This window comes from Limnohabitans sp. Rim11 (genome assembly GCF_001269365.1).
Classification (GTDB): domain Bacteria; phylum Pseudomonadota; class Gammaproteobacteria; order Burkholderiales; family Burkholderiaceae_C; genus Limnohabitans_A.
Window position 1 is genome coordinate 497,573 of the sequence record NZ_CXOM01000001.1, and the last position, 24,074, is coordinate 521,646.

At 52.0% G+C, this 24,074-nt stretch carries 21 protein-coding genes and 1 tRNA gene; 18 read left to right on the forward strand and 4 right to left on the reverse strand.

All coding sequences use genetic code 11. The features are described from left to right. The first annotated feature begins 31 nt into the window (after nucleotides 1-31). From AMM03_RS02420 to AMM03_RS02440, 4 genes are all read left to right on the forward strand, one after another. Nucleotides 32-1,021 carry a Bug family tripartite tricarboxylate transporter substrate binding protein gene (locus AMM03_RS02420; RefSeq protein WP_090128858.1) on the forward strand — a complete coding sequence of 330 codons (990 nt, stop codon included), beginning with the start codon at nucleotides 32-34 and terminating at the stop codon, nucleotides 1,019-1,021. Between the two features lie 108 nt (nucleotides 1,022-1,129). Next, on the forward strand, nucleotides 1,130-1,456 hold the full coding sequence (locus AMM03_RS02425; protein WP_090128859.1) for a glutathione S-transferase N-terminal domain-containing protein: 327 nt from the start codon (nucleotides 1,130-1,132) through the stop codon (nucleotides 1,454-1,456). Between the two features lie 406 nt (nucleotides 1,457-1,862). Beyond that, a complete protein-coding gene (locus tag AMM03_RS02435; protein ID WP_090128861.1) occupies nucleotides 1,863-2,774 on the forward strand; it encodes a DMT family transporter in 912 nt (303 codons plus the stop codon). Between the two features lie 204 nt (nucleotides 2,775-2,978). Continuing rightward, nucleotides 2,979-4,121: a cytochrome-c peroxidase gene (locus tag AMM03_RS02440; RefSeq protein WP_194942731.1), complete on the forward strand. Its 1,143-nt coding sequence runs from the start codon at nucleotides 2,979-2,981 to the stop codon at nucleotides 4,119-4,121. A 25-nt stretch (nucleotides 4,122-4,146) separates the two neighbouring features. Here the strand turns inward: AMM03_RS02440 and AMM03_RS02445 are convergent, their stop codons facing one another. Next, nucleotides 4,147-4,812: an SOUL family heme-binding protein gene (locus AMM03_RS02445; protein WP_228764533.1), complete on the reverse strand. Its 666-nt coding sequence runs from the start codon at nucleotides 4,810-4,812 to the stop codon at nucleotides 4,147-4,149. A 193-nt stretch (nucleotides 4,813-5,005) separates the two neighbouring features. On the opposite strand from AMM03_RS02445, the gene phaR reads away from it, so the two are divergent. Both phaR and rimO read left to right on the forward strand, forming a co-directional pair. After that, a complete protein-coding gene (gene phaR, locus AMM03_RS02450; RefSeq protein WP_090128863.1) occupies nucleotides 5,006-5,518 on the forward strand; it encodes a polyhydroxyalkanoate synthesis repressor PhaR in 513 nt (170 codons plus the stop codon). A gap of 53 nt (nucleotides 5,519-5,571) precedes the next feature. Beyond that, nucleotides 5,572-6,981 carry a 30S ribosomal protein S12 methylthiotransferase RimO gene (gene rimO, locus AMM03_RS02455; RefSeq protein ID WP_090128864.1) on the forward strand — a complete coding sequence of 470 codons (1,410 nt, stop codon included), beginning with the start codon at nucleotides 5,572-5,574 and terminating at the stop codon, nucleotides 6,979-6,981. An 89-nt stretch (nucleotides 6,982-7,070) separates the two neighbouring features. Here rimO and AMM03_RS02460 read toward each other — a convergent pair. Continuing rightward, nucleotides 7,071-7,155: transfer RNA gene (locus tag AMM03_RS02460), tRNA-Leu, on the reverse strand. Nucleotides 7,156-7,172: 17 nt separating this feature from the next. On the opposite strand from AMM03_RS02460, the gene rnr reads away from it, so the two are divergent. Both rnr and AMM03_RS02470 read left to right on the forward strand, forming a co-directional pair. After that, nucleotides 7,173-9,491, forward strand: a complete 2,319-nt coding sequence (gene rnr, locus AMM03_RS02465; protein ID WP_090128865.1) for a ribonuclease R — start codon at nucleotides 7,173-7,175, stop codon at nucleotides 9,489-9,491. A 69-nt stretch (nucleotides 9,492-9,560) separates the two neighbouring features. Then, complete coding sequence (locus AMM03_RS02470) at nucleotides 9,561-10,325, forward strand: SDR family oxidoreductase (protein WP_090128866.1); 765 nt, start codon at nucleotides 9,561-9,563, stop codon at nucleotides 10,323-10,325. Here the strand turns inward: AMM03_RS02470 and AMM03_RS02475 are convergent. Both AMM03_RS02475 and AMM03_RS02480 read right to left on the reverse strand, forming a co-directional pair. Beyond that, on the reverse strand, nucleotides 10,297-11,880 hold the full coding sequence (locus AMM03_RS02475; protein WP_090128867.1) for an NAD(P)H-hydrate dehydratase: 1,584 nt from the start codon (nucleotides 11,878-11,880) through the stop codon (nucleotides 10,297-10,299). The genes AMM03_RS02470 and AMM03_RS02475 overlap by 29 nt on opposite strands. Nucleotides 11,881-11,884: 4 nt before the next feature. Continuing rightward, the gene (locus tag AMM03_RS02480) at nucleotides 11,885-13,237 is read right to left on the reverse strand and encodes an amidase (RefSeq protein ID WP_090128868.1); all 1,353 of its coding nucleotides are present in this window, start codon (nucleotides 13,235-13,237) and stop codon (nucleotides 11,885-11,887) included. A 217-nt stretch (nucleotides 13,238-13,454) separates the two neighbouring features. Here AMM03_RS02480 and rpsB point away from each other — a divergent pair, with 217 nt between their 5' ends. The 10 genes from rpsB (at nucleotide 13,455) to lpxD (ending at nucleotide 24,072) form a co-directional block, all read left to right on the forward strand. Next, on the forward strand, nucleotides 13,455-14,207 hold the full coding sequence (gene rpsB, locus AMM03_RS02485; RefSeq protein ID WP_090128869.1) for a 30S ribosomal protein S2: 753 nt from the start codon (nucleotides 13,455-13,457) through the stop codon (nucleotides 14,205-14,207). A gap of 120 nt (nucleotides 14,208-14,327) precedes the next feature. Then, nucleotides 14,328-15,221 carry a translation elongation factor Ts gene (gene tsf, locus AMM03_RS02490; protein ID WP_090128870.1) on the forward strand — a complete coding sequence of 298 codons (894 nt, stop codon included), beginning with the start codon at nucleotides 14,328-14,330 and terminating at the stop codon, nucleotides 15,219-15,221. 94 nt (nucleotides 15,222-15,315) lie between these two features. Beyond that, nucleotides 15,316-16,038: a UMP kinase gene (gene pyrH, locus AMM03_RS02495; RefSeq protein WP_090128871.1), complete on the forward strand. Its 723-nt coding sequence runs from the start codon at nucleotides 15,316-15,318 to the stop codon at nucleotides 16,036-16,038. A gap of 47 nt (nucleotides 16,039-16,085) precedes the next feature. After that, nucleotides 16,086-16,646, forward strand: coding sequence for a ribosome recycling factor (gene frr, locus AMM03_RS02500; RefSeq protein ID WP_090128872.1), 561 nt, complete (start codon nucleotides 16,086-16,088; stop codon nucleotides 16,644-16,646). A 63-nt stretch (nucleotides 16,647-16,709) separates the two neighbouring features. Next, entirely contained in the window at nucleotides 16,710-17,564 is an 855-nt protein-coding gene (locus AMM03_RS02505; RefSeq protein WP_090128873.1) for a phosphatidate cytidylyltransferase, read from the forward strand. Between the two features lie 16 nt (nucleotides 17,565-17,580). Next, nucleotides 17,581-18,774, forward strand: a complete 1,194-nt coding sequence (gene ispC / locus AMM03_RS02510) for a 1-deoxy-D-xylulose-5-phosphate reductoisomerase (RefSeq protein WP_090128874.1) — start codon at nucleotides 17,581-17,583, stop codon at nucleotides 18,772-18,774. 12 nt (nucleotides 18,775-18,786) lie between these two features. Beyond that, on the forward strand, nucleotides 18,787-20,223 hold the full coding sequence (gene rseP, locus AMM03_RS02515; RefSeq protein WP_090128875.1) for an RIP metalloprotease RseP: 1,437 nt from the start codon (nucleotides 18,787-18,789) through the stop codon (nucleotides 20,221-20,223). Nucleotides 20,224-20,232: 9 nt separating this feature from the next. After that, nucleotides 20,233-22,539, forward strand: coding sequence for an outer membrane protein assembly factor BamA (gene bamA / locus AMM03_RS02520; protein ID WP_090128876.1), 2,307 nt, complete (start codon nucleotides 20,233-20,235; stop codon nucleotides 22,537-22,539). 26 nt (nucleotides 22,540-22,565) lie between these two features. After that, nucleotides 22,566-23,057, forward strand: coding sequence for an OmpH/Skp family outer membrane protein (locus AMM03_RS02525; protein WP_369793662.1), 492 nt, complete (start codon nucleotides 22,566-22,568; stop codon nucleotides 23,055-23,057). Nucleotides 23,058-23,082: 25 nt separating this feature from the next. Continuing rightward, entirely contained in the window at nucleotides 23,083-24,072 is a 990-nt protein-coding gene (gene lpxD, locus AMM03_RS02530; protein ID WP_369793658.1) for a UDP-3-O-(3-hydroxymyristoyl)glucosamine N-acyltransferase, read from the forward strand. The last annotated feature ends 2 nt before the right edge of the window (nucleotides 24,073-24,074 follow it).

A 24,074-nucleotide genomic window follows, 5' to 3' on the forward strand; every position in this document is an offset into this window, starting at 1 on the left:
TTTTTCACTTCACTTCAACAGGAGACAAACCATGTTTAAACATTCAATGGGCCGAAGAGCCTTGATCGTCCTCAGTCTGTGTTTGACGTTTGCAGCACACGCGCAAACGACCAAAGTTAACAACTGGCCGCTTCGGCCCATCAAAGTAATTGTGGCGGGCCCAGCAGGTTCTGGTGGTGACATCTTCGCCCGCATGATCACGGTTCAACTGCAGGAAGCTTTGAAGCAACCGGTCATTGTTGACAACAAAGTAGGGGCCAACGGCATCATCGGCAATGACGCGGTTGCCAAATCCGCACCTGACGGCTACACCTTTTTGTTTACGCCATCATCTTCTATTGCCATCAATCCCATTTTGCAAAGCAAAATGCCTTATGACACTGCAAAAGACTTGTTACCAGTGGCTCAGGTGGGGTTGTCTGGATTTTTGTTGATGGCCAATCCAGCCTCTGGTTTTAAAAATTTGGCAGATATGGTCAAGTTTGCAAAAGAGAACCCTGGTAAGTTGTCCTACGGCACTTGGGGCAATGGTTCAAGTGGTCATCTGGCCATGGAAGGCATCAAATCGCATTACAAAATTTTCATGCCGCACATACCCTACCGTGGCACATCTGCAGCCATGACAGATTTGTTGGCCAACAACATCAGCGTGGCTTTTTTGGACATTGCATCGCCCATTCCACACGTTAAAAGCGGACGCTTGGTGCCATTGGCTGTGACGGGGTCGTCGCGAGGCCCCGCATTACCTGATTTGCAAAGACTGACAGAGCAAGGCTTTAAATTTGATTCTGATGGCTGGTATGGTTTCTTTGCCCCAGCAGGTACCCCTGTTGATATCGTGCGTCGCATGAACGAGGAAATCAATAAAATTTTGAGCACCGAAGAAATGAAGCAGAACTTCATCTCTAAAAACATGCCACCACCGCCCATTAAAACGGCAGAACAATTTGCGGCAACTGTCATGTCGGATGTGGCCATTTGGCAGGGCTTAGCCAAATCAATCAAATTACAAGTCGACTAATGGTATTCAGGACCTTGTTCTAGTGTTGGGTGAGTCCTTCAATTTTGCCTCTCGCTTAAGAGTCAAAACAATGTTGATTTGACCCCAATTGAGGGGTAGATTGCGGTGATGTCTGAGTTGATACTTCACCAGTTTGCGGCTTCGCCTTTTTCGGAGAAGCTTCGGTGGGTGTTGGCGATTAAGGGTTTCGCTTACAAGTCGGTTTCGGTGCCGGTCATTATGCCTAATCCCGATGCAGTGTCGTTCACATGGGGGTATGGGCGCGCGACTTTTTTGATAATCGGTGCTGATATTTATTGCGTACAGCCTGGATTTGCAAAGTGCTTGAAGCACTTCAGCATTCACCCAGTTTGTATCCATTGCACGACCGGGGACCTCATGGGTCAGGGGGCAATTTCCTGCCAGCATGCAAATCGCCGCCGCGGCCACTTTTGAAGATCGCAAAGCCATGGGCTTTGATGTGGCTTGGTTTGAAACGGGTGATGCAACACCTGCCTACAAAACTTACCTGGCCTGTTTAAACGACATGCTTGTCCAACCCAGCCGTCTGAGGACGCTTGGGTTGAGCATGTCAATCAATTGGCAAATGCCACCCTATTTCCAAAGGGAAACTCTTGGTAATTGGGTGCCAATGTTCCTGGTAAGCCTCGTGTTTTTATGCCTTATGTGGGCGGGGTTGGTCGATACCGAGAGGAGTGCTCTGAAATTGCTGCCAGCAATTACAAAGGGTTTCAATTCACGCACTGAAAGAAACTGTCTTCAAAGGTCCAAGTTCACTGGGTTGTGTTTGAAAGCCCCTATTCAGACTTAGGGGTTGTTTTGAATCTGGTAAGCTATTTCAATGAGTAAGCTCCTTAGCGACACATCCCAAAATCGCCGAATAGGTATTGCCTTGGTCACGGCCACCACGTTGATGTTTGCAACATTGGACACCAGCGCCAAATGGTTGGTACAAACAATCCCTGTCATCCAAGTGGTGTGGCTCAGATTCTTGTTTCACACCATTTTGACAACAGCAATCTTTATGCCCTCCATGGGGGTTCAATTATTTTCAGTTCAAAATCCCAAGCTGCAACTTCTCCGTGGTTTGATGCTGGCAATCATGACTGGTATGAATTTCTTCGCCTTGCAATATTTGCAGTTGGCTGAAGTGGGTGCCGTTCAGTTTTCTGTGCCCTTGCTCATTGCGCTTATTTCTGCGTGGTTCTTGCATGAGAAGTTAGACACGCAGCGCTGGTTGGCCATTGGTTTTGGGTTTGTGGGGGTGCTGGTCATTATTCGGCCAGGCAGTCATGGGTTTCATCCGGCTATTTTGTTGAGCATCATGAACGCCTTGTTGTATGCCGCATTCAACCTCATGACGCGTCGCTTGGCCAGCAGCGATCATCCTATCTCGACCCAGTTGGCTTCGGCGGTGGTGCCATCGTTGTTGTTGGCGCCCTTTGCTTTGTGGCATTGGCAGATGCCTGAAGGTTGGCTCACTTGGGGTTTGATTGTGTTGATGGGGCTTGCTGGCGGCCTGGGTCATTCAGCTTCTGCATTGGCGCATCGCTACGCCACGGCCGCCGTGCTGGGCCCTTTCTTGTACCAACAAATCATTTACATGACACTGGGTGGATGGTTGGTGTTTGGCCAAGTGCCAGACAGCGCGGTCATCATTGGTGCCTGCATTGTGGTGATGAGTGGTTTGTATTTGTTGTGGCGTGAGTTCAGGCTGCAACAGCCTGCACCATCTGTCGGCGCCAATACCTAATTAACTTTGATGCCTACTGGGTGGTATTGAGTTCAGCAAATGACTGAGCTTTGAGATTTGCCATCCGTTAACTTAACTTTACGTCTGTCGCCCGCTTGGCGGCTTCTCTTGGTGTCATCATCAAGCTTCATTCCAACTGATATGAATCTAATGACACAACCGATTCTGAAATCCAAAGTTATTTCAAACCTATTGATCCTTTCAATGTGCTTGGGACTGGCTTCATGTGGCGGTGGTTCTACTAGCAATACAAACACCGAAACCACAACTGAGCTAATAACGCCCGCCAGCGTTTCTGCCATCACCACCCTAAACCTCAGCGCGCTAGCCAACTACGCAGCGCCCGTGCTACCTGCATATTACGACGGCACCGTATTGGCACTGGACAACACGCCAAACACCAACGTGATCACCAACAAAGTGGCCACGCTGGGACGAGTTTTGTTTTATGACAAACGCCTCAGCATCAACGACAGCATTTCATGCAGTTCCTGTCACCAACAGTCTGTCGGTTTTGATGACCCAAGAAGGTTCAGCGTTGGATTTTCTGGTTCGGCCTTTACCGATGCGCATGCCATGCGATTGGGCAATGTTCGTTACTACCAACCGGGCAGCATGTTCTGGGACAAAAGAACTGCGTCTGTTGAATTGCAGGCTAGTCAACCGATTCAACATCCTGTAGAGATGGGTTTTGTGGCGGGGGTGGGCGGTATCAATGCGCTCATTACCAAGTTGAGCGCCACCACCTATTACCCCGACTTGTTTACATTTGCTTTTGGCGATGCAGTCATTACGGAGGCACGCATTCAACAGGCACTTGCTCAATTTGAGCGCGCCATGGTTTCGACCAACAGCAAATGGGACACAGCCTATGCGCAGGTCTATACGCCCAACGGCAACAGAGGGCTGGGTACTTCTTTGGTGCCTAATTTCACGGCAGTAGAAGATCGCGGTCGGCAGTTGTTTGTAACCGGCCCCAACGCTGGTGGGGCAGGTTGTGCGGCTTGTCATCAACCGCCCACGTTTGCGTTGGCTGCAAATTCTCAAAGCAATGGTTTGGATGCAGGCGAAACTCGAGTCTTTAAAGCGCCTTCTTTGAAAAATGTGGCGCTATCACAAGCCTTTATGCATGACGGTCGTTTCTCTACGCTAGAGCAAGTGGTGGAGCATTACAACAGCGGGGTGCAGTTGGGCCGTGCATTGGACAATCGACTGTCTCCTAACGGTCAGCCTCTGAGGTTGAACATGTCAGCAGATGACAAGGCCGCCTTGGTGGCATTCATGCGAACCTTGACTGACACATCCCTCACAACCGACGCAAAGTTCAGCGACCCCTTTAGGAATTAATCGCTACGCAGAGGTTAGGTTCAAATCAGTTGCCTGCTTTGGCGGCTTCAATTTCAATCATGATTTCGTTGCGCCTAAACATGGGCAGGGTCCAAGGTGGGTCGTACCTAGACAGTTGGGGGCTGCTCAAAGGCTTTAACTTCTGTGAGCTAACCCAAGCGGACAGCTCATCCGTTTTGGACTGAACGCGCGCTTCGGTATTGAAGCCTGTATAGCCGTTGACTGCAAAAACTTTGCCCGGAATTTCGCGCAACTTGACTTCCGAATTTTTGGGCTGAGGAATGTTGGCAAGAGTGTATTGCGAAGGCATCACAAAATGCACTCGCCATTTGTTGCTGGCCGTCATGGCAGATTCTGGCCCAGCGGTGCTCACGGTGACGGGGGCCGTCATGGCAATTTTTTCGGATTGCGGCTCAAGCGTCACTGGGGCTGTCATGGCAATTTTGGCAGAAGTGCCGCCTTGTGCGGCCTGGTTGTTGCCAAAAATATAGTCGGCAATTCTTCTGAAGCCTCGGTTGGAGGCTTCGTCCATGTCGCCTTCCACCATGGTTTCGGCCACCAACATGGGGGCGTATTGTCTGATTTCAAAGGAACCTGATTTTGAGATGACTTTGAAGGCTGGCTCTTCAATGGCCATGGCGGCTTGTTGGCATAAGAGAAGACCTGTGAGGAGTAGATGGCGGAGGTTCATGCCTTACTTTAGTCGAACTGGGTCGACGTGTCTTCAAAAACAATGTTGATCTGACCCCAATTAATTTGGTTGAGGGTAACTCCGCGTATCGTTTGTCAGTTTGCTAACTTTAAAATCTATTGCGCTGCAGCATACTGTGGTGCTTGGCTGCGTTCATTGACGCGCCCAGTCTATTTTGAGAAGAGTTTAAATCATGGCCCGTAAATCAGCCAATACAGCAAAAACTGACAACGCATCTGCGACAGGTACCCAGCAAAGTCCTGGTGGCGCTGCGCCCGAGGCCGACACATTGAAAGCCCCGCGTGTCATTAAAAAATACCCCAACCGCAGGCTCTACGACACCCAAACCTCAAGTTATGTCACCTTGACTGAAATCAAGCAGTTGGTCATGGACGGTCAGTCTTTTGTGGTTCGCGATGCCAAATCGGGTGACGACCTCACGCGAAGCCTGTTGCTGCAAATCATCCTAGAAGAAGAATCGGCAGGGGCGCCCATGTTCACCGAGGCGGTTTTGTCCAACATCATTCGGTTTTACGGCCACGCCATGCAGGGCCACATGGGGGCATATTTAGAGAGTAATTTGCAGTCTCTGATGATGATGCAGTCCAAAATGGGCCACCAGCAGCAAAACATCATGAGCCAAATGCAAGAGCAAATGCAGAAGCAAACGGCACAGTTTTTGAGCGCTTTTGGCTTGAAGTCTTAAGGATCTGACCCTTCCAAGGGGAGTGGGGACTGAAATACTGGGACAATAGCTTCATGAACGAATTAGCCACCGCCGCCCCCGTTTCGGGCTCATCCGCTGCCCCCAAAGTGGGCTTTGTCAGCTTGGGCTGCCCCAAAGCCTTGACCGATTCCGAACTCATCCTGACCCAGCTCAGTGCCGAAGGCTACGAGACCTCCAAAACATTTGAGGGTGCCGACCTGGTGATTGTCAACACTTGCGGCTTCATTGACGATGCGGTCAAGGAAAGCCTAGACACCATCTCCGAAGCTTTGAATGTCAATGGCAAAGTCATTGTGACGGGTTGCCTGGGTGCGCGTGAAGCCGAAGGCGGCGGCAATATGGTGCGCGAAATGCATCCCAGCGTGCTGGCGGTCACCGGCCCCCACGCCACCCAAGAGGTGATGGATGCGGTGCATGCGCACTTGCCCAAACCGCACGATCCATTTTTAGATTTGGTCCCCAACGCATTTGGCGACGCGGGCCTCAAGCTCACACCTCGCCACTATGCCTATTTAAAAATCAGCGAAGGCTGCAACCATCGATGTACTTTCTGCATCATTCCCTCCATGCGCGGCGACTTGGTCTCGCGGCCCATTGGCGATGTACTAAAAGAAGCCAAAGCGCTTTTTGAAGGCGGCGTCAAAGAGTTGCTGGTCATTAGCCAAGACACTTCTGCCTATGGTGTCGATGTCAAATACAGAATGGGCTTCTGGGAAGGCCGACCCGTTAAAACGCGCATGTTTGAGCTGGTTCAAGCCTTGGGCGAAATGGCGCAACAACATGGTGCTTGGGTTCGTTTGCACTATGTCTACCCCTATCCCAGTGTGGACGAAGTGCTGCCGCTGATGGCCACGGGTTCAATCTTGCCTTATTTGGATGTGCCTTTGCAGCACAGCCACCCTGATGTTTTGAAGCGCATGAAACGACCCGCCAGTGGCGAAAAGAATTTAGAGCGCATTCAAAAGTGGCGTGAGGCTTGCCCGCAGTTGGTCATTCGCAGCACCTTCATTGCAGGCTTTCCTGGCGAAACAGAAGAAGAGTTTGAGCATTTGCTCAACTTTGTCCGCGAAGCTCAAATTGACAGAGCCGGTTGCTTTGCCTACAGCCCCGTCAAAGGTGCTTTGGCCAACGAGTTGCCTGGCATGTTGCCGCAAGAAGTGCGCGAAGAACGTCGCTCGCGTTTCATGGCGGTGGCCGAAGAAGTTTCTGTTCAGCGCCTTCAACTGCGGGTGGGCTCCACCATGCAAGTCTTGGTCGACAAAGCCATTGCTTTGGGCAAAAAAGGCGGGGTGGGGCGCTCTTACGCCGATGCCCCCGAAATTGATGGCGTGGTGAAATTGTTGCCACCCGAGAAAATTAGCAAGACTTACAAGGCGGGTGAGTTAATTCGCGCCAGAATTGTGGGCGTTGAGGGGCATGACTTAATTGGCTTGCCAATTTAATGAATACGGCTTGCCAATTTAAGAGTGTTGGCTGCCAATTTAAAAATAGGCGAAAAAAAAGCTGCGAAGTCTGCAGCTTTGATTAAACTTGGTGCCCAGGAAGGGACTCGAACCCCCACGAAGTTACTCGCTAGTACCTGAAACTAGTGCGTCTACCAATTCCGCCACCTGGGCTTTCAGGGAAAAAAGGATTGTATATCAAAAAAATTAGCCACCCCTCTGGACTCCTCGACGAGATCGAAGGCAGCGTGCAAGGCCACCGCGATGGACATGGCTTCTTAATCCGCGACGACAGTGAAGGCGATATCTTTTTGTCGCCCAACGAAATGCGCGCGGTGTTGCACAAAGATCGCGTCAAAGTTCGCATCGTGCGGCAAGACCGAAAAGGCAGGCCCGAAGGTCGTGTGGTTGAAATTGTGGAGCGTCCGCCTCAGCCCATCATTGGCCGCTTGTTAAACGAAGGCGGCATTTGGATTGTGGCGCCGGAGGACAAACGCTACGGTCAAGACATTCTCATTCCCAAAGTAGGTATTGGCGCTGGCAAGCCAGGTCAAGTGGTGGTGGTCGAGCTCACTGAGCCGCCAGCATTGTTTGGGCAGCCTGTGGGCCGCGTCAAAGAAGTGTTGGGCGAGATTGACGACCCCGGCATGGAAATCGACATTGCCGTTCGCAAGTACAGCGTGCCGCATGAATTTTCTGCCGCGTGCTTGAACTTGGCCCGTGAGTTGCCGGACAAAGTGCGCCCGCAAGATTCCAAAGATCGCATTGACCTGACCGACGTGCCCTTGGTCACCATTGACGGTGAAGATGCCCGTGACTTTGACGACGCAGTGTATTGCGAGCCCGCCAAAATTGGCAAAGCCAAAGGCTGGCGCTTGTTGGTGGCCATTGCCGATGTCAGCAACTATGTAGAAACCGGTAGCGCCATCGACATCGATGCATACGACCGTGCCACCAGTGTGTATTTTCCGCGCCGTGTCATTCCCATGTTGCCCGAAAAACTCTCCAACGGTTTGTGTTCACTCAACCCCGAAGTAGAGCGCTTGTGCATGGTATGTGACATGCTCATTACTGCCAAGGGCGATATTCACGCGTACCAGTTTTATCCGGCTGTGATGTACAGCCACGCGCGTTTTACCTACACCGAAGTGGCTGCCATTTTGGCCAACACGCGTGGCCCTGAGGCCATCAAGCGCAAAGCGCGAGTGAATGATTTGCTCAACTTGCACGATGTGTATCGCGCCTTGTTGTCTTCACGTGCTGTGCGTGGCGCGGTCGATTTTGAAACCACTGAAACGCAAATCATTTGTGACGACAACGGTCGCATCGAAAAAATTGTGCCGCGCACCCGCACAGAAGCGCACCGCCTCATTGAAGAGGCCATGTTGGCCGCCAATGTGTGCAGTGCTGACTTTATTCAAACCAGCAAGCATCCTGGTTTGTTCCGCGTGCACGAAGGCCCAACGCCAGAGAAAAAAGATTTGCTGCGCAATTACTTGAAGTCTTTGGGCCTGCCTTACACCGTCAGTGACGAGCCCAAGCCCAGCGAGTTTCAACATATTGCACAGGCCACCAAAGACAGGCCAGACGCGCAACAAATTCACACCATGTTGTTGCGCTCTATGCAGCAAGCCATTTACACGCCCATCAACAGCGGACACTTTGGCTTGGCCTACGAGGCCTACACACACTTCACCAGCCCCATTCGACGTTATCCCGATTTGTTGGTGCACCGTGTCATCAAGGCCATCTTGGCGCACAAGAAATACCAGCTGCCTGCATTGCCATTGCCCGGTGAGGCGCATGCCAAATTGGCCAAGCGTTTGCAGAAAAACAAATCTGGCGCACAAATGGACGATGCACCTCGCATCAAAATGTCGCCCGCCGAGCAACAGGCTTGGGAAGCCGCTGGCTTGCACTGCAGCGCCAACGAGCGCCGCGCCGATGAAGCCAGCCGCGATGTAGAGGCATGGCTTAAATGCAAATACATGCGCGAGCATTTGGGCGAGGAATATTCGGGCGTGGTCACCTCTGCCACCAGCTTCGGCATCTTTGTCACCTTGGACAACTTGTACGTAGAAGGCTTGGTGCACATCACCGAACTAGGCGGCGAGTATTTCCGTTTTGATGAAGCCCGCCAAGAGTTACGCGGCGAACGCACTGGCATTCGCTATGCCATTGGCACCCGCGTGCAAATTCAGGTCAGCCGCGTCGATTTGGACGGTCGCAAAATTGACTTCCGTTTGGTCAATCCAGCGGAGGAGTTCAGTCCCCGCCAAATGCGCGAAAAAGGCCCAGGCAAACAAGGCGGCAGTCGCAATGACGGCGGTATGGCGCGGGGCGCTTTGTCCGCCGCTGAAGGGCCCAAGTCCAAATCTCGCCCGTTCAATGCTCGCAAAGCAGAAGGTGGCAAACCAGCCACCCGACATGGCAAGGTCAGCCCCAAAGGTGCGCCTTCCAAGTCGGCGGGTTCAAAAAAATCAAGTCAAGCACGCAAGAGTCGTCGTTGAAGCCGACAGCTTTGCAAGATCTATATACACAGTTTTTTCATTTGAAGATTTAAGCAGGAGACAAAATTCATGACAAGCACATCAAAAATTGCCATCGTCACAGGCGCTGGGTCTGGCATTGGCAAAGCAACGGCAATGGCCCTGCTCAAAGACGGCTGGTCTGTTGTGTTGGCTGGCCGCCGTTTGGCCAATTTGGAAGAGGTGGCCGCAGAAGCCAAGGCTTTGAATGCCAACTACCAAGTGCTGGCTGTGCCCACCGATGTCACACAAGAAGACTCTGTTGCTAACCTCTTTGCCCAATGCGTCAAAACTTTTGGTCGTGTTGACTTGTTGTTTAACAACGCAGGTGTTAGCACGCCCGCCATTCCCTTGCCCGAACTCAGTTTGGAAATGTGGAAAGGTGTGGTCGATACCAACCTCACCGGCATGTTCTTGTGCATTCGTGAAGCCTTCCGCGTCATGAAAGATCAAAAGCCCATGGGCGGCCGCATCATCAACAACGGTTCTATCTCTGCCACCACACCGCGTCCATTTTCGATTGCCTACACTTCTACCAAGCATGCAGTTTCTGGCTTGACCAAAACTGCCTCTTTAGATGGTCGTCAGTACGACATCGCAGTGGGTCAAATTGATGTGGGCAATGCAGCGACGCCGATGGCCATGAAGATGGCCAAGGGAGTGCCGCAAGCCAACCTCGAAATCAAAGCAGAACCACTCATGGATGTGGCTTTGGTCGGGAGCTCGGTGGTTTACATGGCCAGCTTGCCATTAGAAGCCAACGTGATGTTCCACACCGTGATGGCCACTAAGATGCCGTTTGCGGGCCGCGGATAAGTTGTGCCAGGGTGCTGGCCGTCAAGCTGGCACCTTCAAATAAATCGGCTGCTTGGCCGTGTTCAAACGCGGCAGTGCATGCCGCACCAAAGGCTGATAAGCCTTGAGCCATGCGCGCGCCCACCACCCCCGCCAACACATCGCCCGTGCCAGCCGTTGCCAAGCGCGCGTTGCCGGTGGGGTTGATCACAGAGGTGTGTGCAATTTGGGCAATGACAGTGCCTGAACCTTTTAGAACCACCGTGCAATCAAACACTGCCGCCAAGCTTTGGGCTGCCTTTAGTCGGTCTTGCTGCACGTGAGCGGTGTCTGTTTTTAAAAGCCGCGCAGCTTCTAAAGGGTGGGGCGTGATCACTGTTGCTTGGTTGAGCGTTGATCTTTTCTTTAGAAGATCTTGCAGCCAAGGGTCTTGCGAAATGGCATTCAATGCATCGGCGTCCAACACAAGTTGCTTGCTCTCTTGAAGGACCTGCGGCAAAACTTTTTGAATGGCAATACCGCCGCCACATCCACAGACAACAACCCCACTAGCGAGATGAAGCGCCTTAAAGTTGCGCGGCATAATTTCCGGCAAAACAGGGTTGTGATAGAGCGCAAACTCAGAGGTCGGTTGTTGCGCACTTTGATCAGAAGATTCATCTGAAAGAAAGCAAGTCATGACGCGACCTGCGCCTGCGTGCAATGCGGCAGAGGCAGCTAAATCAACAGCGCCAGTCATGCCCATGCCCCTGACGTTCAGAGGTTCGCCACCCACAACCGCCACATCGCCAAAGCTGCCCTTGTGGCTAGCATGCAAGCTAGAAACGGACGGCAAAGGTTGATGATTGAGCAGTGCTGCGCTGGGTCTATTTTCTTGGAGCGCTTCAGTGCCTAAATCTTCCAACCACAAGGTGCCGCACGCATCGCGTCCATGGGCTGTGAAGCAACCTGGCTTGGCATTGAGCAATTGCAAAGTGTGCGTAGCACGTATGCTCAAGCCTTGTAATTTTTCATCTTGAAAATTCCCTGTGTTGGCATTCAGGCCGGAGGGAATGTCAACCGCCAAAACACTAGGCCCATAGGCGTAGATGTTGGCGATCCAATCTTCTAAGCGGGGCTGGTGCGCTTGTTCAAGGCCCGCGTTTGTGGCGGCTCTTTCACGAATGCCTACACCCAATAAAGCATCGATGATCAAGTCATTGGCTTGTAGCTCTTCTGGCAAAGGCAAATGATCTTGAATGGCAATGGCCAACGATTGAACCTTCTTCAAGGCCTTCTCTGAATCGTTGGGTCGCTTTGAATGGGGCTGCCATAAAACCACTTGCACGCGCTGCCCCCATGCCTGCAAATGGGTGGCCGCTTCTAGTCCGTCGCCGCCGTTGTTGCCCGGGCCACAAAAAATCCAATGGCAGTTGGCAAAAGGTTGGATGGCCATGGCCAGTTTGGCAATGGCCAAACCAGCGTTTTCCATCAAAGACTGTGGCTCAGAATTCAAGGCTGCGGCTGCAACTTCTAACTGGCGCGTTTGCGCCACATCGAACAATTTCAGGGGCGCTTGCCAGTTGATTTTTTTCAATGGCTTAGGCGCGAAGTGCGTCCTCAATGGTGAGAGAGATGTTCAAGACAGCATCGTCGTGCATGGGGCCTTGCCAGACCATCATGCTGCTGGGCAGTTCACCGGCTTGATGCATGGGCAATGACAAGGCGCAGCCATCCAACATGTTGACCACACTGGTATTGCGCAGCAACAAACCATTGACAGCAAAGAAGGCCTCATCGCGCTCTTTGCCAGGTGCCACGCTTTCGATGGTGGGTCCGTAGACAGGGACCGTGGGCGATAGCGCTGCATCAAATGAATTCAAAGCAGCCTGGATGCTTTGGATCCATTCGGCACGGCCTTTTTGCAGGTCTAAATATTCAAAGGCTTTCATGTTGGCGCCTCGCAAGATGCGAGCCGCTACGCGGGGGTCATAGGCCACTTCATCTTTGGCCAAAAGTTGTCTGTGCCATGTGTAGCTCTCTGCGGCGCTAAAGCCACCCGTGACCAACAAACCTGCCAAGGCGTGTATCTCTGCCATGGGCGTCTCTACCAATTGGGCGCCTGCTTTTGATAGCTTAGACAGGCTGCGCTCCCAAGCTTTTTGCACGCCGGCTGCCATGCCATCGAACATGAGGCTGGTGGGCACGGCCAGTCGATAACTAGACAGCGGACGCTGAGACCGAGCCACTCTGCGTGCAGACAGTATTTCTTGGGCCAAGATGGCATCGCGCACGCTGCGTGTCATGGCGCACACGGTGTCCATGGTGGTGGAGAGGGGCACCGCGCCCTCTGTTGGAACCCTGCGCGCCGTATTTTTAAAACCCACAATGCCGTTCAGGGCTGCGGGAATGCGAATGGATCCGCCCGTGTCAGACCCCAGGCCAATAAAGGCGGCGCCTGTGGCCACGGACACAGCTGCGCCCGATGAAGATCCGCCGGGGGCGTGGGCTTTGCCTTCAGTCAAGACGGGGGTGTTTGTGAGAGCATCCCAAGCCGCTGGCGTGCCATAGTGTGGATTGATGCCAACCCCAGAAAAGGCAAATTCCACCATGTTGGTTCTGCCTAAAAACGCGCCGCCAGCCTGCTTCAGTCTGGCAACGGCCGGGCAATCAGCCTGAGCAGGGGGTGCGCCTTTCAGAACAACCGAGCCCGCCAATGTCGGACTGCCCGCCACATCAAACAAGTCCTTGACCGTAAAAGCCAAGCCTTTCAGGGGGGCGTTGAGCAAGCTTGGCTCGTTCAAAAGTTCGGGCGATTCAGCAGGCTCAAGCGCCATGAACACTTTGTCGCAGGCTGAGGATTGGGCGATGGCCTGGCTTTTTTGCCATTCGGCCAATGGGCTGGTCTGTTGGGTGGCCAGTGCTTGCAAAGTGGCGATCAGGTCTTGGCGCATGGTTTTAAGAGGAGGATTTGTGTGTAAAGAGCGGGGAAGGGGCTGGAAAAAGTGCAATTTGGGATGCTATACTCGACTGGCTTAGCAGGAATTTCCCTGCTAGTAAATCGCAAACCGGCTCCTTCAAGGTGTTGGTTGTTGTGCAAAGTCCCGTAAGGGGCTGACGTCAGCAACCGATGTGTGAGCCGATTTTAGACCCAACCTTCGGAGAAACAATATGTCCGTTACCATGCGCGAAATGCTGGAAGCCGGTGTCCACTTTGGTCACCAAACTCGCTTCTGGAACCCCAAGATGTCCCCCTTCATCTTCGGTCACCGCAACAAAATCCACATCATCAACTTGGAAAAATCTTTACCGATGTTCCAAGACGCATTGAAGTTCGTCAAACAACTCTCTGCAAACCGCGGCAACATCCTCATGGTTGGCACTAAGCGCCAAGCCCGTGAAACCGTGGCAGCTGAAGCTCAGCGCGCTGGCGTGCCTTATGTTGACCAACGCTGGTTGGGCGGCATGCTCACCAACTTCAAAACCGTCAAGACTTCCATCAAGCGCTTGAAGGACATGAAAGCTCAACAAGAAGTCGGCCTCGACTCTTTGAGCAAAAAAGAACAACTCATGTTCAAACGTGAAATCGAGAAGCTTGAAAAAGACATCGGTGGCATTCAAGACATGGCCACATTGCCTGATGCTATTTTCGTGATCGACGTGGGTTACCACAAGATTGCCATCTTGGAAGCCAAGAAATTGGGCATTCCATTGATCGGCGTGGTTGACTCCAACCACTCACCCGAAGGCATCGACTACATCATTCCAGGTAACGACGACTCTTCTAAAGCCGTTACTTTGTACGCTCGCGGCATTGCCGACGCCATCATTGAAGGTCGTGCCAACGCCGTTCAAGACGTGGTCAATGCTGTTGCCGCCGAAGGCGCAGACGAATTCGTTGAAGTGCAAGAAGCTTCTGCTTAATGCCCTCTCAACCAGAGAAAAGGGGCTTCTTGCCCCTTTTTTTTAACCTGAGTTGCACTGAGTTTTTATCAATTTTTAATTAATTCGAACCTTAATTCGAAGACGAAACGGAGAAATCAAATGGCTGCTATTACCGCAAGCATGGTCGCAGAACTGCGTGCTAAAACCGATGCCCCCATGATGGAATGCAAAAAAGCTTTGACCGAAGCCGAAGGCGACATGGCCAAAGCAGAAGAGTTGTTGCGCGTTAAATTGGGTACAAAAGCTGGCAAAGCCGCTTCCCGCGTCACAGCCGAAGGCGTGATCGTTGCCTTCACCGAAGGCAACACAGGCGCCATGCTCGAAGTCAACTGCGAAACCGACTTCGTGACCAAAAACGACAGCTTCTTGGCTTTGGCCAATGCCGCTGCCAAATTGGCCGCTTTGCACAACCCAGCCGACGTGGCTGCCTTGGGCGAACTGCCTTACACACAAGACGGCTTCGGTCCTACATTGGAAGAAGTTCGCAAGGGCCTGATCGGCAAGATCGGCGAGAACATGAGCTTCCGCCGCTTCAAGCGCGTGGCCGGTGGTGCCCAAATCGCTACCTACTTGCACGGCACACGCATTGGTGTGTTGGTTGAGTACGAAGGCAAAGAAACAGCGGCCAAAGACGTTGCCATGCACGTTGCCGCCATGAAGCCTGTGGCTTTGACCAGCAACGATGTGCCTGCCGACCTGATCGACAAAGAGCGTTCAGTGGCCACAGCCAAGGCTGCAGAGTCTGGCAAGCCTGCCGACATCGCTGCCAAAATGATCGAAGGTTCTGTTCAGAAGTACCTCAAAGAAGTGTCTTTGAACAACCAAACTTTCGTCAAAAACGACAAGCAAACTGTTGAGCAAATGCTCAAAGCCGAAGCCACCCAAGTCAAAGCTTTCACTTTGTATGTGGTGGGCGAGGGCATTGAGAAGAAGGTAGACGACTTTGCCGCCGAAGTGGCTGCACAAGTGGCTGCTGCTCAAAACGCAGCTTAATCTGCTTCTATCGGGGGTCAAACCCGGTTAAAAAGGGTCGCCCAAAAGGGCGATTCAACGCTAAACTTCAATCTGTCTTTATGAGGAGCCTGTCATGACCATTGCCCAACCAGCCCACAAGCGTATTTTGCTCAAGCTGTCGGGTGAGGCCTTGATGGGCGATGATCAGTTTGGCATCAACCGCGCCACCATCGTGCGCATGGTTGAAGAAATCGCCGATGTCACGCGCTTGGGTGTCCAAGTGGCAGTGGTCATCGGCGGTGGCAACATCTTCCGCGGTGTTGCCGGCGGTTCTGTCGGTATGGACCGCGCCACAGCAGATTACATGGGCATGTTGGCCACAGTCATGAATGCCTTGGCACTAGCAGACACCATGGACAAAGCAGGCCTGACGGCACGCGTCATGTCGGCCATTGCCATTGAGCAGGTGGTCGAGCCTTATGTTCGCCCCAAAGCCCTGCAGTACCTCGAAGAGGGCAAAGTGGTTATTTTTGCCGCCGGTACCGGTAATCCTTTCTTTACCACCGACACCGCTGCGGCTTTGCGCGGCGCTGAAATTGGTGCTGAATTGGTTCTCAAAGCCACCAAAGTCGACGGCGTTTACACGGCCGATCCCAAAAAAGATCCCGCTGCCACCCGTTACACCAAAATTTCTTTCGACGAAGCCATTTCTCAAAATCTCGGCATCATGGATGCCACAGCATTTGCCTTGTGCCGAGATCAAAAGTTGCCCGTTAAAGTGTTCTCGATTTTCAAGCATGGGGCCCTCAAGCGAGTGGTCATGGGTGAGGACGAAGGCACTTTGGTTTACGCCTAATACCTCTCTCATTCTTGTTTTTGCCAGTTCTGGCCCCGGAGAATTTCATGAGCTTAGAAGACATCAAGAAAACCACACAAACCAAAATGGACCAGTCCATTGCGGCTTTCAAAAACAACCTCACCAAAATTCGCACTGGCCGTGCCAATCCCGCCATCTTGGACACCATCCAAGTCGATTACTACGGCTCTGTGGTGCCTTTGTCCCAAGTGGCCAATGTGTCCCTCATTGACTCGCGCACCATCAGCGTTCAGCCCTGGGAAAAAAACATGGGCGCCAAGATTGAAAAAGCCATTCGCGAAAGCGATTTGGGCTTGAACCCTGCATCCATGGGTGATTTGATCCGCGTGCCCATGCCGCCCATGAGCGAAGAGCGCCGCAAGGAAATGACCAAGCTGGTTCGCACCGAAGGCGAGAACGCCAAAATTGCAGTGCGCAATTTGCGCCGAGATGCCAACGAATCCGTTAAGAAATTGGTCAAGGACAAACTGGCTTCCGAAGACGAGCAAAAACGCTCAGAAGCCGAAGTGCAAAAGGTCACCGACAAACACATTGCCGAGATTGACCAATTGGTAGCTGGCAAAGAACAAGAAATCATGGCCGTTTGATGAAGCTGTTCACTCGCTTCATGCATCGAATCGCTGACACATTGACTGTGACGGACTGATTCGATGCTCAAGCAACGCATCATCACTGCACTGGCCTTGTTGGCCATTTTGTTGCCAGCACTGTTCGCAGACTCTCCACAGCCATTTCTCATTTTGTCCATCGTGCTCATCGCCGCGGGCTCGTGGGAGTGGGGCAGGATGAATGGCCTCAATTCGTTTCACTCCATTCTTTCCGGTTTGCTGTGCGCCATTTTGTGTGGCTTTGCGTGGTGGGCCCATTGGACGGTTGAGTCTCCCGCATGGGTCTGGTGGTTGGCGGGCTCAAGTTGGGTGGGGCTAACCGCCTGGATGTTGCAACGTGGCGTTGAAGGTTGGCGTTTCTGGCCACGTGGCCTGCGCTGGGTTGTCGGGGTTGGTTTGCTATTTTTGGCTTGGTTGGCCATGGCACAAGCGCGCACGGCCAGCATTCAATTGTTGTTGTCGATTTTTGTGGCGGTTTGGGCTGCAGATGTTTTTGCCTATTTCTTTGGACGCGCCTTAGGAACCAAAATTTTTCCTCGCAAATTGGCGCCATCGGTCAGTCCAGGCAAAAGTTGGGAGGGTGCCATCGGTGGCCTGATGGGTGTTTTTGCGGTGGCATTCATTTGGATGCAATTGGCGCAAAACTATGCATGGCCGGGTACCAATCTGTTTGCCCACATGTGGCAGCACGGTCCTTTCTTGTGGGCTCTGAGTTTGATATTTCTTACGGCCATGAGCGTGGTCGGCGATCTGGTCGAGTCTTTGGTCAAGCGCAGTGCGGGCGTCAAAGACAGCTCCAATTTATTGCCGGGTCATGGCGGCGTGCTCGATCGTTTAGATGCGTTGTTGCCTGCGTTGCCCATCGCCATGATGTTGCTGCACTGGCCTCAGGTTTAAACAGGTGAATTGAACTATGAAACAAAACATCACCATTCTTGGTTCAACAGGCTCTATTGGCACCAACACCTTGGATGTGCTCTCCAGACACCTTGATCGTTTTCAAGTGTTTGCCTTAACAGCAGCCACACAAGTCGATTTGATTTTGTCGCAATGCGCCCAATTCAAGCCTCAATTTGCCGTCATGGCGCACGAACAAGCTGGCCGCAAATTGGCGGAGCGAGTCAAAGCCGAAGGACTGCCGGTTCAGGTTTTGTGGGGCGCTGAGGCACTCGATACAGTGTCGTCACATCCAGACGTTCATGCGGTCATGGCCGCTATTGTGGGCGCAGCAGGTCTGTCACCTTGTTTGGCGGCAGCCCATGCGGGCAAACGATTGTTGTTGGCCAACAAAGAGGCCTTGGTGGTGGGCGGTGAGGTGTTTTTAAATGCTGTCAAAAAAGGGGGCGCCATTTTGTTGCCCATCGACAGCGAACATTCAGCGGTGTTTCAGTCACTTCCTGAAAATCCTGTCACTTGGGCTGATCGAATCGACCAAATTATTTTGACGGCCTCTGGCGGCCCTTTCAGGTCGCGCGCTGTAGACACTTTGCGCAATGTCACACCAGAAGAAGCTTGCGCACATCCCAATTGGGTTATGGGCCGAAAAATTTCTGTCGACTCTGCCACCATGATGAACAAGGCCCTTGAAGTGATTGAGGCGCGCTATTTGTTTGGTGTGTCGCCCGATCAACTCAATGTGGTCATTCACCCCCAAAGCATCATTCACTCCATGGTGAAGTACAAAGACACATCGGTGGTGGCACAGCTAGGCACCCCCGACATGCGCGTGCCCATTGCCTATGGCTTGAGTTGGCCCGAACGCATCACTTCAGGCGCTCAAACTTTGGACTTTCACAACCTCAAACCCATGACCTTTGAAGCCATTGACGATCATGGCCACCCTGAAAGATTTCCGGGTCTTCAATTGGCATGGCATGCTTTGAAATCGGCTTCGGGCACTTGTGCTGTTTTGAACGCCGCCAACGAAATTGCAGTAGAGGCTTTTTTAAACAAGCAAATCAGGTTCGATCAAATTCACCTCGTGAACACAGAGACGCTGGCGCATGTGGTGCCGCAGTCGCCTCAAAATTTAGAAGACTTGCTTCAACTGGACACGCAGAGCCGTCAACGTGCAGCCCAAATTGTTCGCGACATGGCTGTGAACTAGTTTGACACTGCTGTGCTAACCCTCATTGCTTTTCTCTTTGCGTTAACCCTGCTCATTGCCGTCCATGAGTATGGACATTACCGCATGGCCGTGGCTTTCAACGTACCGGTGCTGGTGTTTTCAATTGGCTTTGGAAAAACCATTTACCGCTGGCGCCCCAAAAAACCCAGGGCAGGGCAAAACACAGAGTTTGTCATAGGCATGTTGCCCTTGGGTGGCTTCATTCAAATGCTCGACAGCCGAGAAGCCAATGTGGCCCCAGAGCTTTTGCCTCTAGCCTTTGACCAGCGCAGCGTCAAAGTAAGAGTGGCCATTGTGGCCGCCGGCCCCTTGGCCAATTTGCTGTTGGCAGGCGCTTTGTTTTCTTGCCTGGCCTGGTGGGGCCAGCCCCAAGCCTTGCCAATCTTGGCCAGCCCTACGCCTGCAAGTTGGGCGGCCCAAGCGGGTTTGACCGGGGCCGAGCGCGTGCTGTCTGTGCAATTGGATGGCCAGGAGAGCCAAGAGGTCACGTCATTTCAAAAGCTTTTGGCAAGCACTGTCGACGCTGAAATGGCCAATGTGGCCATGGTCTGGACCCTGCAGCGCGCTGATTCTTCCAAAACCTTCGAACTGGAAGTTCCTTCGCCTGGCGAACTCCAGCGCCCCAACCTGAGCGACAGTGGTTCGGGTCTTGGGTATTGGACGGTTTTGGGCATGCGCGGCCCCTTGTCGCCCCCGATCATTGGCCGACTAGAAGAAGACGGTGCTGCCAAATTGGCTGGCTTGCAGACCGGTGACAGGGTGGTTCGGGTAGATGGCCGGCCCGTTGTGGACGCACAGCAATTGCGTGATTGGATCAGGGCTGAACCAGCGTCGCTTGATAGCCAGAAAAGTGGCGAGAAAAGTGGCGAACAAAATGGCCAGCAACTTTGGGAAATAGAGCGCCAAGGTCAATTTCTGAATCTAAGTGTCTACCCCAAATCGTCAACTTTACAAAGCCAAGGGCAGGGCGCGCCCTTTAGGCGCATTGGTGCTGTGGTGGGTGCACAGCCAGCGACCGAATGGCTTCAATTGGGCTTGATCGAGGGACTGGCGCAAGGGTTTGGCAAGGTACTTCAGATTGGCCAAATGACTGTCAACCTCATTGGCAAAATGATCACTGGCGATGCGTCGTCTAAGCATTTAAGTGGCCCCTTAACCATTGCCGAGCAAGCGGGACAGTCTGCGCAGCTGGGTTGGGCCCCTTATTTGACCTATTTGGCCCTCATTAGCGTCAGTTTGGGGCTTTTAAATCTACTGCCTTTACCTATGTTGGATGGGGGGCACCTGATGTATTATCTTTGGGAGTCTTTGACCGGCAAACCGGTTTCCGTTGCTTGGCAGCGGGGTTTGCAAAAAGTCGGTTTGGCTTTGTTGATTTTCATCATGTCTTTGGCGTTTTTCAATGATCTAACCCGGCTGTTTAATTAGTTCAATCGCATGAAATTATTTCCTAATCGATTCCCTTTGCAACAAGTCTGTGTTGCCGTGGCGGCTGCACTCAGCACCCTGTCAGCCTGGGCCATCGAGCCCTTCAAACTCAAAGACATTCGCATTGAAGGTTTGCAGCGCATTGAATCCGGCACTGTCTTTGCCTCCTTGCCCTTTCGCATTGGCGATACCTACAGCGACGAGTCGGGCGCAGCGGCCATTCGTGCACTGTTCGCGCTGGGCTTGTTCAAAGACATCAGGCTAGAAGCCCAAGGCGATGTGCTGGTTGTCATCCTCGAAGAGCGTCCTTCCATTTCTGAGGTGGAGTGGGTTGGCCTGAAAGAATTTGACAAAGATGTCCTGATCAAAGCCTTGAAAGAAGTTGGCATTGCAGAAGGTCGCCCTTTTGATAAGGCTCTCGCTGACAAAGCAGAGCAAGAGTTGAAGCGTCAATACATCACACGAAGTCTGTATGGCGCTCAAGTGTTGACCACCGTCACGCCGGTTGAGCGCAATCGTGTCAAATTGACCTTCACGGTGACGGAGGGCGGACCTTCCAAAATCAAAGACATTCAAATCACCGGCAATCAAGCTTTTTCCCAAGATACCTTGAAGGATCAATTCAATTTGGATGTGGGCAATTGGCTCAGTTGGTACACCAAATCTGATCGCTACTCGCGGACCAAGTTGAATGCCGATTTAGAAAGCTTGCGGTCTTATTACCTGGCTAGGGGCTTCTTAGAGTTTCGGATTGACTCAACCCAAGTCGCCATTTCTCCAGACAAGCAAGACATTTCCATCAGCATCAACATCACAGAGGGTGAGCGATTTGTAGTGTCAGGGGTTCAGCTTGACGGCAACTACTTGGGCAAGGACGATGAATTCAAAGCCTTGGTCAAGATTGGTTTGGGTCAACCATACAACGCAGAAAAGGTGGCCGAAACCACCAAGGCCTTCACAGATTACTTTGGTAAGTTTGGTTACGCTTTTGCACGTATTGATGTTCGCCCTGAAATAGATCGCCTTAACAATCGGGTCAGTTTTGTTCTGCAGGCAGACCCTTCTCGCCGTGCTTATGTCCGGCGAATTAATCTCACAGGAAATAATCGCACCCGTGATGAAGTGATCCGTCGCGAGTTCCGTCAATTGGAAGCTGCTTGGTACGATGGCGACAAAATCAAGTTATCCCGCGATCGCATAGACCGCTTGGGCTTTTTTACGGATATCAACATTGAGACCCAAGAAGTGCCCGCTACGACAGATCAAGTCGACCTGATCTTCAGCCTTGTCGAAAAACCAACTGGAAGCGTCTCTCTGGGGGCTGGTTTCTCTTCTGCTGAAAAAGTGGCTTTGTCTTTTGGAATTCGGCAAGAAAACGCATTTGGATCTGGCAAATATTTGGCCACTGAAGTCAATACCAGCCGTTACAACAAAACGATTGTTGTGAGCACGACTGATCCTTATTACACACAGGACGGGATCTCTAGGACCATCGACGTCTTCCACCGAACAGCGCGTCCTTACTTGGGCGATTTGAATGCTTACAGCTTGGTGAGCTCAGGCGCCGGCATGCGATTTGGCGTGCCTTTCACTGAAATTGACACTGTGTTTTTTGGTGTTAACTATGAGCAGACAACCATCAATGCTGGCACCTACTTGCCAGCTGCATACCAAACTTACATCAATGACTTTGGTGCTACCAGCAATGCTTTGCCACTGACAGTAGGTTGGGCGCGGGATGGTCGTGACAGTGCTTTGGTGCCCAACCGCGGCACTCTGCAGCGATTCAATGCCGATTTGAGTGCGACAGGCGACTCCAGGTACCTGCGAACCAACTATCAAATTCAGCAATACACACCTTTGTCTAAAAAGTTTACGTTGGCTCTGAATGCCGATTTGGGTTGGGGGCAGGGCATCAGTGGTCGTCCCTATCCCTTGTTTAAAAACTACTTTGTAGGTGGTTTGGGAAGTGTTCGGGGCTTCCAACAATCAACTTTAGGCCCACCTTCTACCGATCCGAACAGCGCTGTCTTTCTGGGCGGTTCAAAGAAAATTGTGTTGAACGCTGAGGTTTTGGCCCCATTTCCTGGTGCAGGTAATGACCGCACGCTGCGTTTGTTCGGATTTGCGGATGCCGGGCGAGCATTTGGCGAAAATGAAAAAATCACTCTCAAGGAGCTGCGTTCCTCGGTGGGCATTGGCTTGAGCTGGGTCTCTCCCATGGGACCCTTGCGTTTTTCGTACGCATTCCCTGTGAAACGTCAAGATACGGATAAAATCCAAAAATTGCAATTCCAAATTGGAACCTCTTTCTAATGAAAACACTTCTTCAATTCTCTCAAATGGTTCTGTTGGCTCTGACCGCACTTTGCGTCACTGCGGTCAACGCGCAAGAGTTCAAAATTGGTTTTGTCAATACCGATCGTATTTTCAGAGAGGCCAGCACAGCCAAAGCAGCTCAAGTCAAGTTGGAACAAGAATTTTCCAAACGCGAAAAAGAATTGGTAGATTTGGGTAACACTCTCAAAAATGCCTCCGAAAAATTTGAGCGTGAGGCCCCAACGCTTGCTGAATCGCAGCGCAATACCCGTCAAAAGCAATTGATGGAACAAGACCGCGAGTTTCAACGCAAGCGACGTGAATTTCAAGAAGACTTGAACACCCGCAAAAACGAAGAGCAGCAAGTGGTTATTGAACGTGCCAACTTGGCTGTCAAACGCGTTGCCGAAACAGAAAAGTACGACGTTATTTTTCAAGAAGCGGTTTACATCAATCCCAAGCACGACATTACAGAGAAAGTTATCAAGTCTCTCAATGCCTCAGCAGGCAAGTAATTGCTGGTAGAAGTGGACTTGCTTTGTGGTGCAGCTCGGCGACATTGTTAAAGCTTTAGGCGGAACTCTGCACGGCAGTCCACAAACTTCCATTCAAAATATCGCGCCGCTAGATTCTGCGGGCCTCCAAGACCTGAGTTTTCTCAGTCATCCCAAATACCAATCTCAGTTAAGTCAGACCCGTGCGGCGTGTGTCATTGTTGCGCCGCAGTTCCAAGCTCTGGCCAGCTCGCGCGGTGCTTGCATCGTGGCTGATGACCCCTATCTTTATTTTGCGCGCCTGACGCAATATTGGAAAAAGTTATCGGCGCCTCTGGTTGTTGCCAACATTCATCCTTCCGCTGTTGTTCATCCTGATGCCATGATTGCCGACTCTGCCATCATTGGTCCGTTGTGTGTGGTTGAACGTGGTGCCAAAGTGGGTGATCATTCTCAACTCAAATCCAGAGTGACTTTGGGTGAGTTCTGCGAAGTAGGGCAGCGCTGTATCGTTCACTCGGGTGTTGTCATTGGCGCCGATGGTTTCGGTTTTGCACCCAACCAAGGTGCCTGGGAAAAAATTGAGCAATTGGGCGCGGTCAAAATTGGCAACGATGTCGAAATTGGTGCCAACACGTGCATCGATCGCGGTGCGCTCAATGACACCGTCATCGAAGACGGCGTCAAGCTAGACAACCTCATTCAAATTGGACACAACGTGCACATTGGCAAGCACACCGCCATGGCCGGCTGCGTCGGTGTGGCTGGCAGTGCCCGCATTGGTGCGCATTGCACTGTGGGGGGCGGTGCCGTTATTTTGGGGCACCTTAGTTTGGTCGATGGCGTGCATATTTCTGCGGCCTCTGTCGTCACCCGATCCATTACCAAGCCAGGCTCATACACTGGTCTGTTTCCCATTGATGACAATGCCAGCTGGGAAAAAAATGCTGCCAGCCTTAAGCAGTTGCATCAAATTCGTCACCGTCTCAAATTGGTGGAGACCCACATTCAACAGTCTCCCGTACAGGAAAAATAATC

What these genes read in the sequence shown, in the direction of transcription:
- AMM03_RS02420 (WP_090128858.1), top strand. Translation starts at nt 32, where the DNA reads ATGTTTAAACATTCAATGGGCCGAAGAGCCTTGATCGTCCTCAGTCTG.
- AMM03_RS02425 (WP_090128859.1), top strand. Translation starts at nt 1,130, where the DNA reads ATGTCTGAGTTGATACTTCACCAGTTTGCGGCTTCGCCTTTTTCGGAG.
- AMM03_RS02435 (WP_090128861.1), top strand. Translation starts at nt 1,863, where the DNA reads ATGAGTAAGCTCCTTAGCGACACATCCCAAAATCGCCGAATAGGTATT.
- AMM03_RS02440 (WP_194942731.1), top strand. Translation starts at nt 2,979, where the DNA reads ATGTGCTTGGGACTGGCTTCATGTGGCGGTGGTTCTACTAGCAATACA.
- AMM03_RS02445 (WP_228764533.1), bottom strand. Translation starts at nt 4,812, where the DNA reads ATGAACCTCCGCCATCTACTCCTCACAGGTCTTCTCTTATGCCAACAA.
- phaR (WP_090128863.1), top strand. Translation starts at nt 5,006, where the DNA reads ATGGCCCGTAAATCAGCCAATACAGCAAAAACTGACAACGCATCTGCG.
- rimO (WP_090128864.1), top strand. Translation starts at nt 5,572, where the DNA reads ATGAACGAATTAGCCACCGCCGCCCCCGTTTCGGGCTCATCCGCTGCC.
- AMM03_RS02470 (WP_090128866.1), top strand. Translation starts at nt 9,561, where the DNA reads ATGACAAGCACATCAAAAATTGCCATCGTCACAGGCGCTGGGTCTGGC.
- AMM03_RS02480 (WP_090128868.1), bottom strand. Translation starts at nt 13,237, where the DNA reads ATGCGCCAAGACCTGATCGCCACTTTGCAAGCACTGGCCACCCAACAG.
- rpsB (WP_090128869.1), top strand. Translation starts at nt 13,455, where the DNA reads ATGTCCGTTACCATGCGCGAAATGCTGGAAGCCGGTGTCCACTTTGGT.
- tsf (WP_090128870.1), top strand. Translation starts at nt 14,328, where the DNA reads ATGGCTGCTATTACCGCAAGCATGGTCGCAGAACTGCGTGCTAAAACC.
- pyrH (WP_090128871.1), top strand. Translation starts at nt 15,316, where the DNA reads ATGACCATTGCCCAACCAGCCCACAAGCGTATTTTGCTCAAGCTGTCG.
- frr (WP_090128872.1), top strand. Translation starts at nt 16,086, where the DNA reads ATGAGCTTAGAAGACATCAAGAAAACCACACAAACCAAAATGGACCAG.
- AMM03_RS02505 (WP_090128873.1), top strand. Translation starts at nt 16,710, where the DNA reads ATGCTCAAGCAACGCATCATCACTGCACTGGCCTTGTTGGCCATTTTG.
- ispC (WP_090128874.1), top strand. Translation starts at nt 17,581, where the DNA reads ATGAAACAAAACATCACCATTCTTGGTTCAACAGGCTCTATTGGCACC.
- bamA (WP_090128876.1), top strand. Translation starts at nt 20,233, where the DNA reads ATGAAATTATTTCCTAATCGATTCCCTTTGCAACAAGTCTGTGTTGCC.
- AMM03_RS02525 (WP_369793662.1), top strand. Translation starts at nt 22,566, where the DNA reads ATGGTTCTGTTGGCTCTGACCGCACTTTGCGTCACTGCGGTCAACGCG.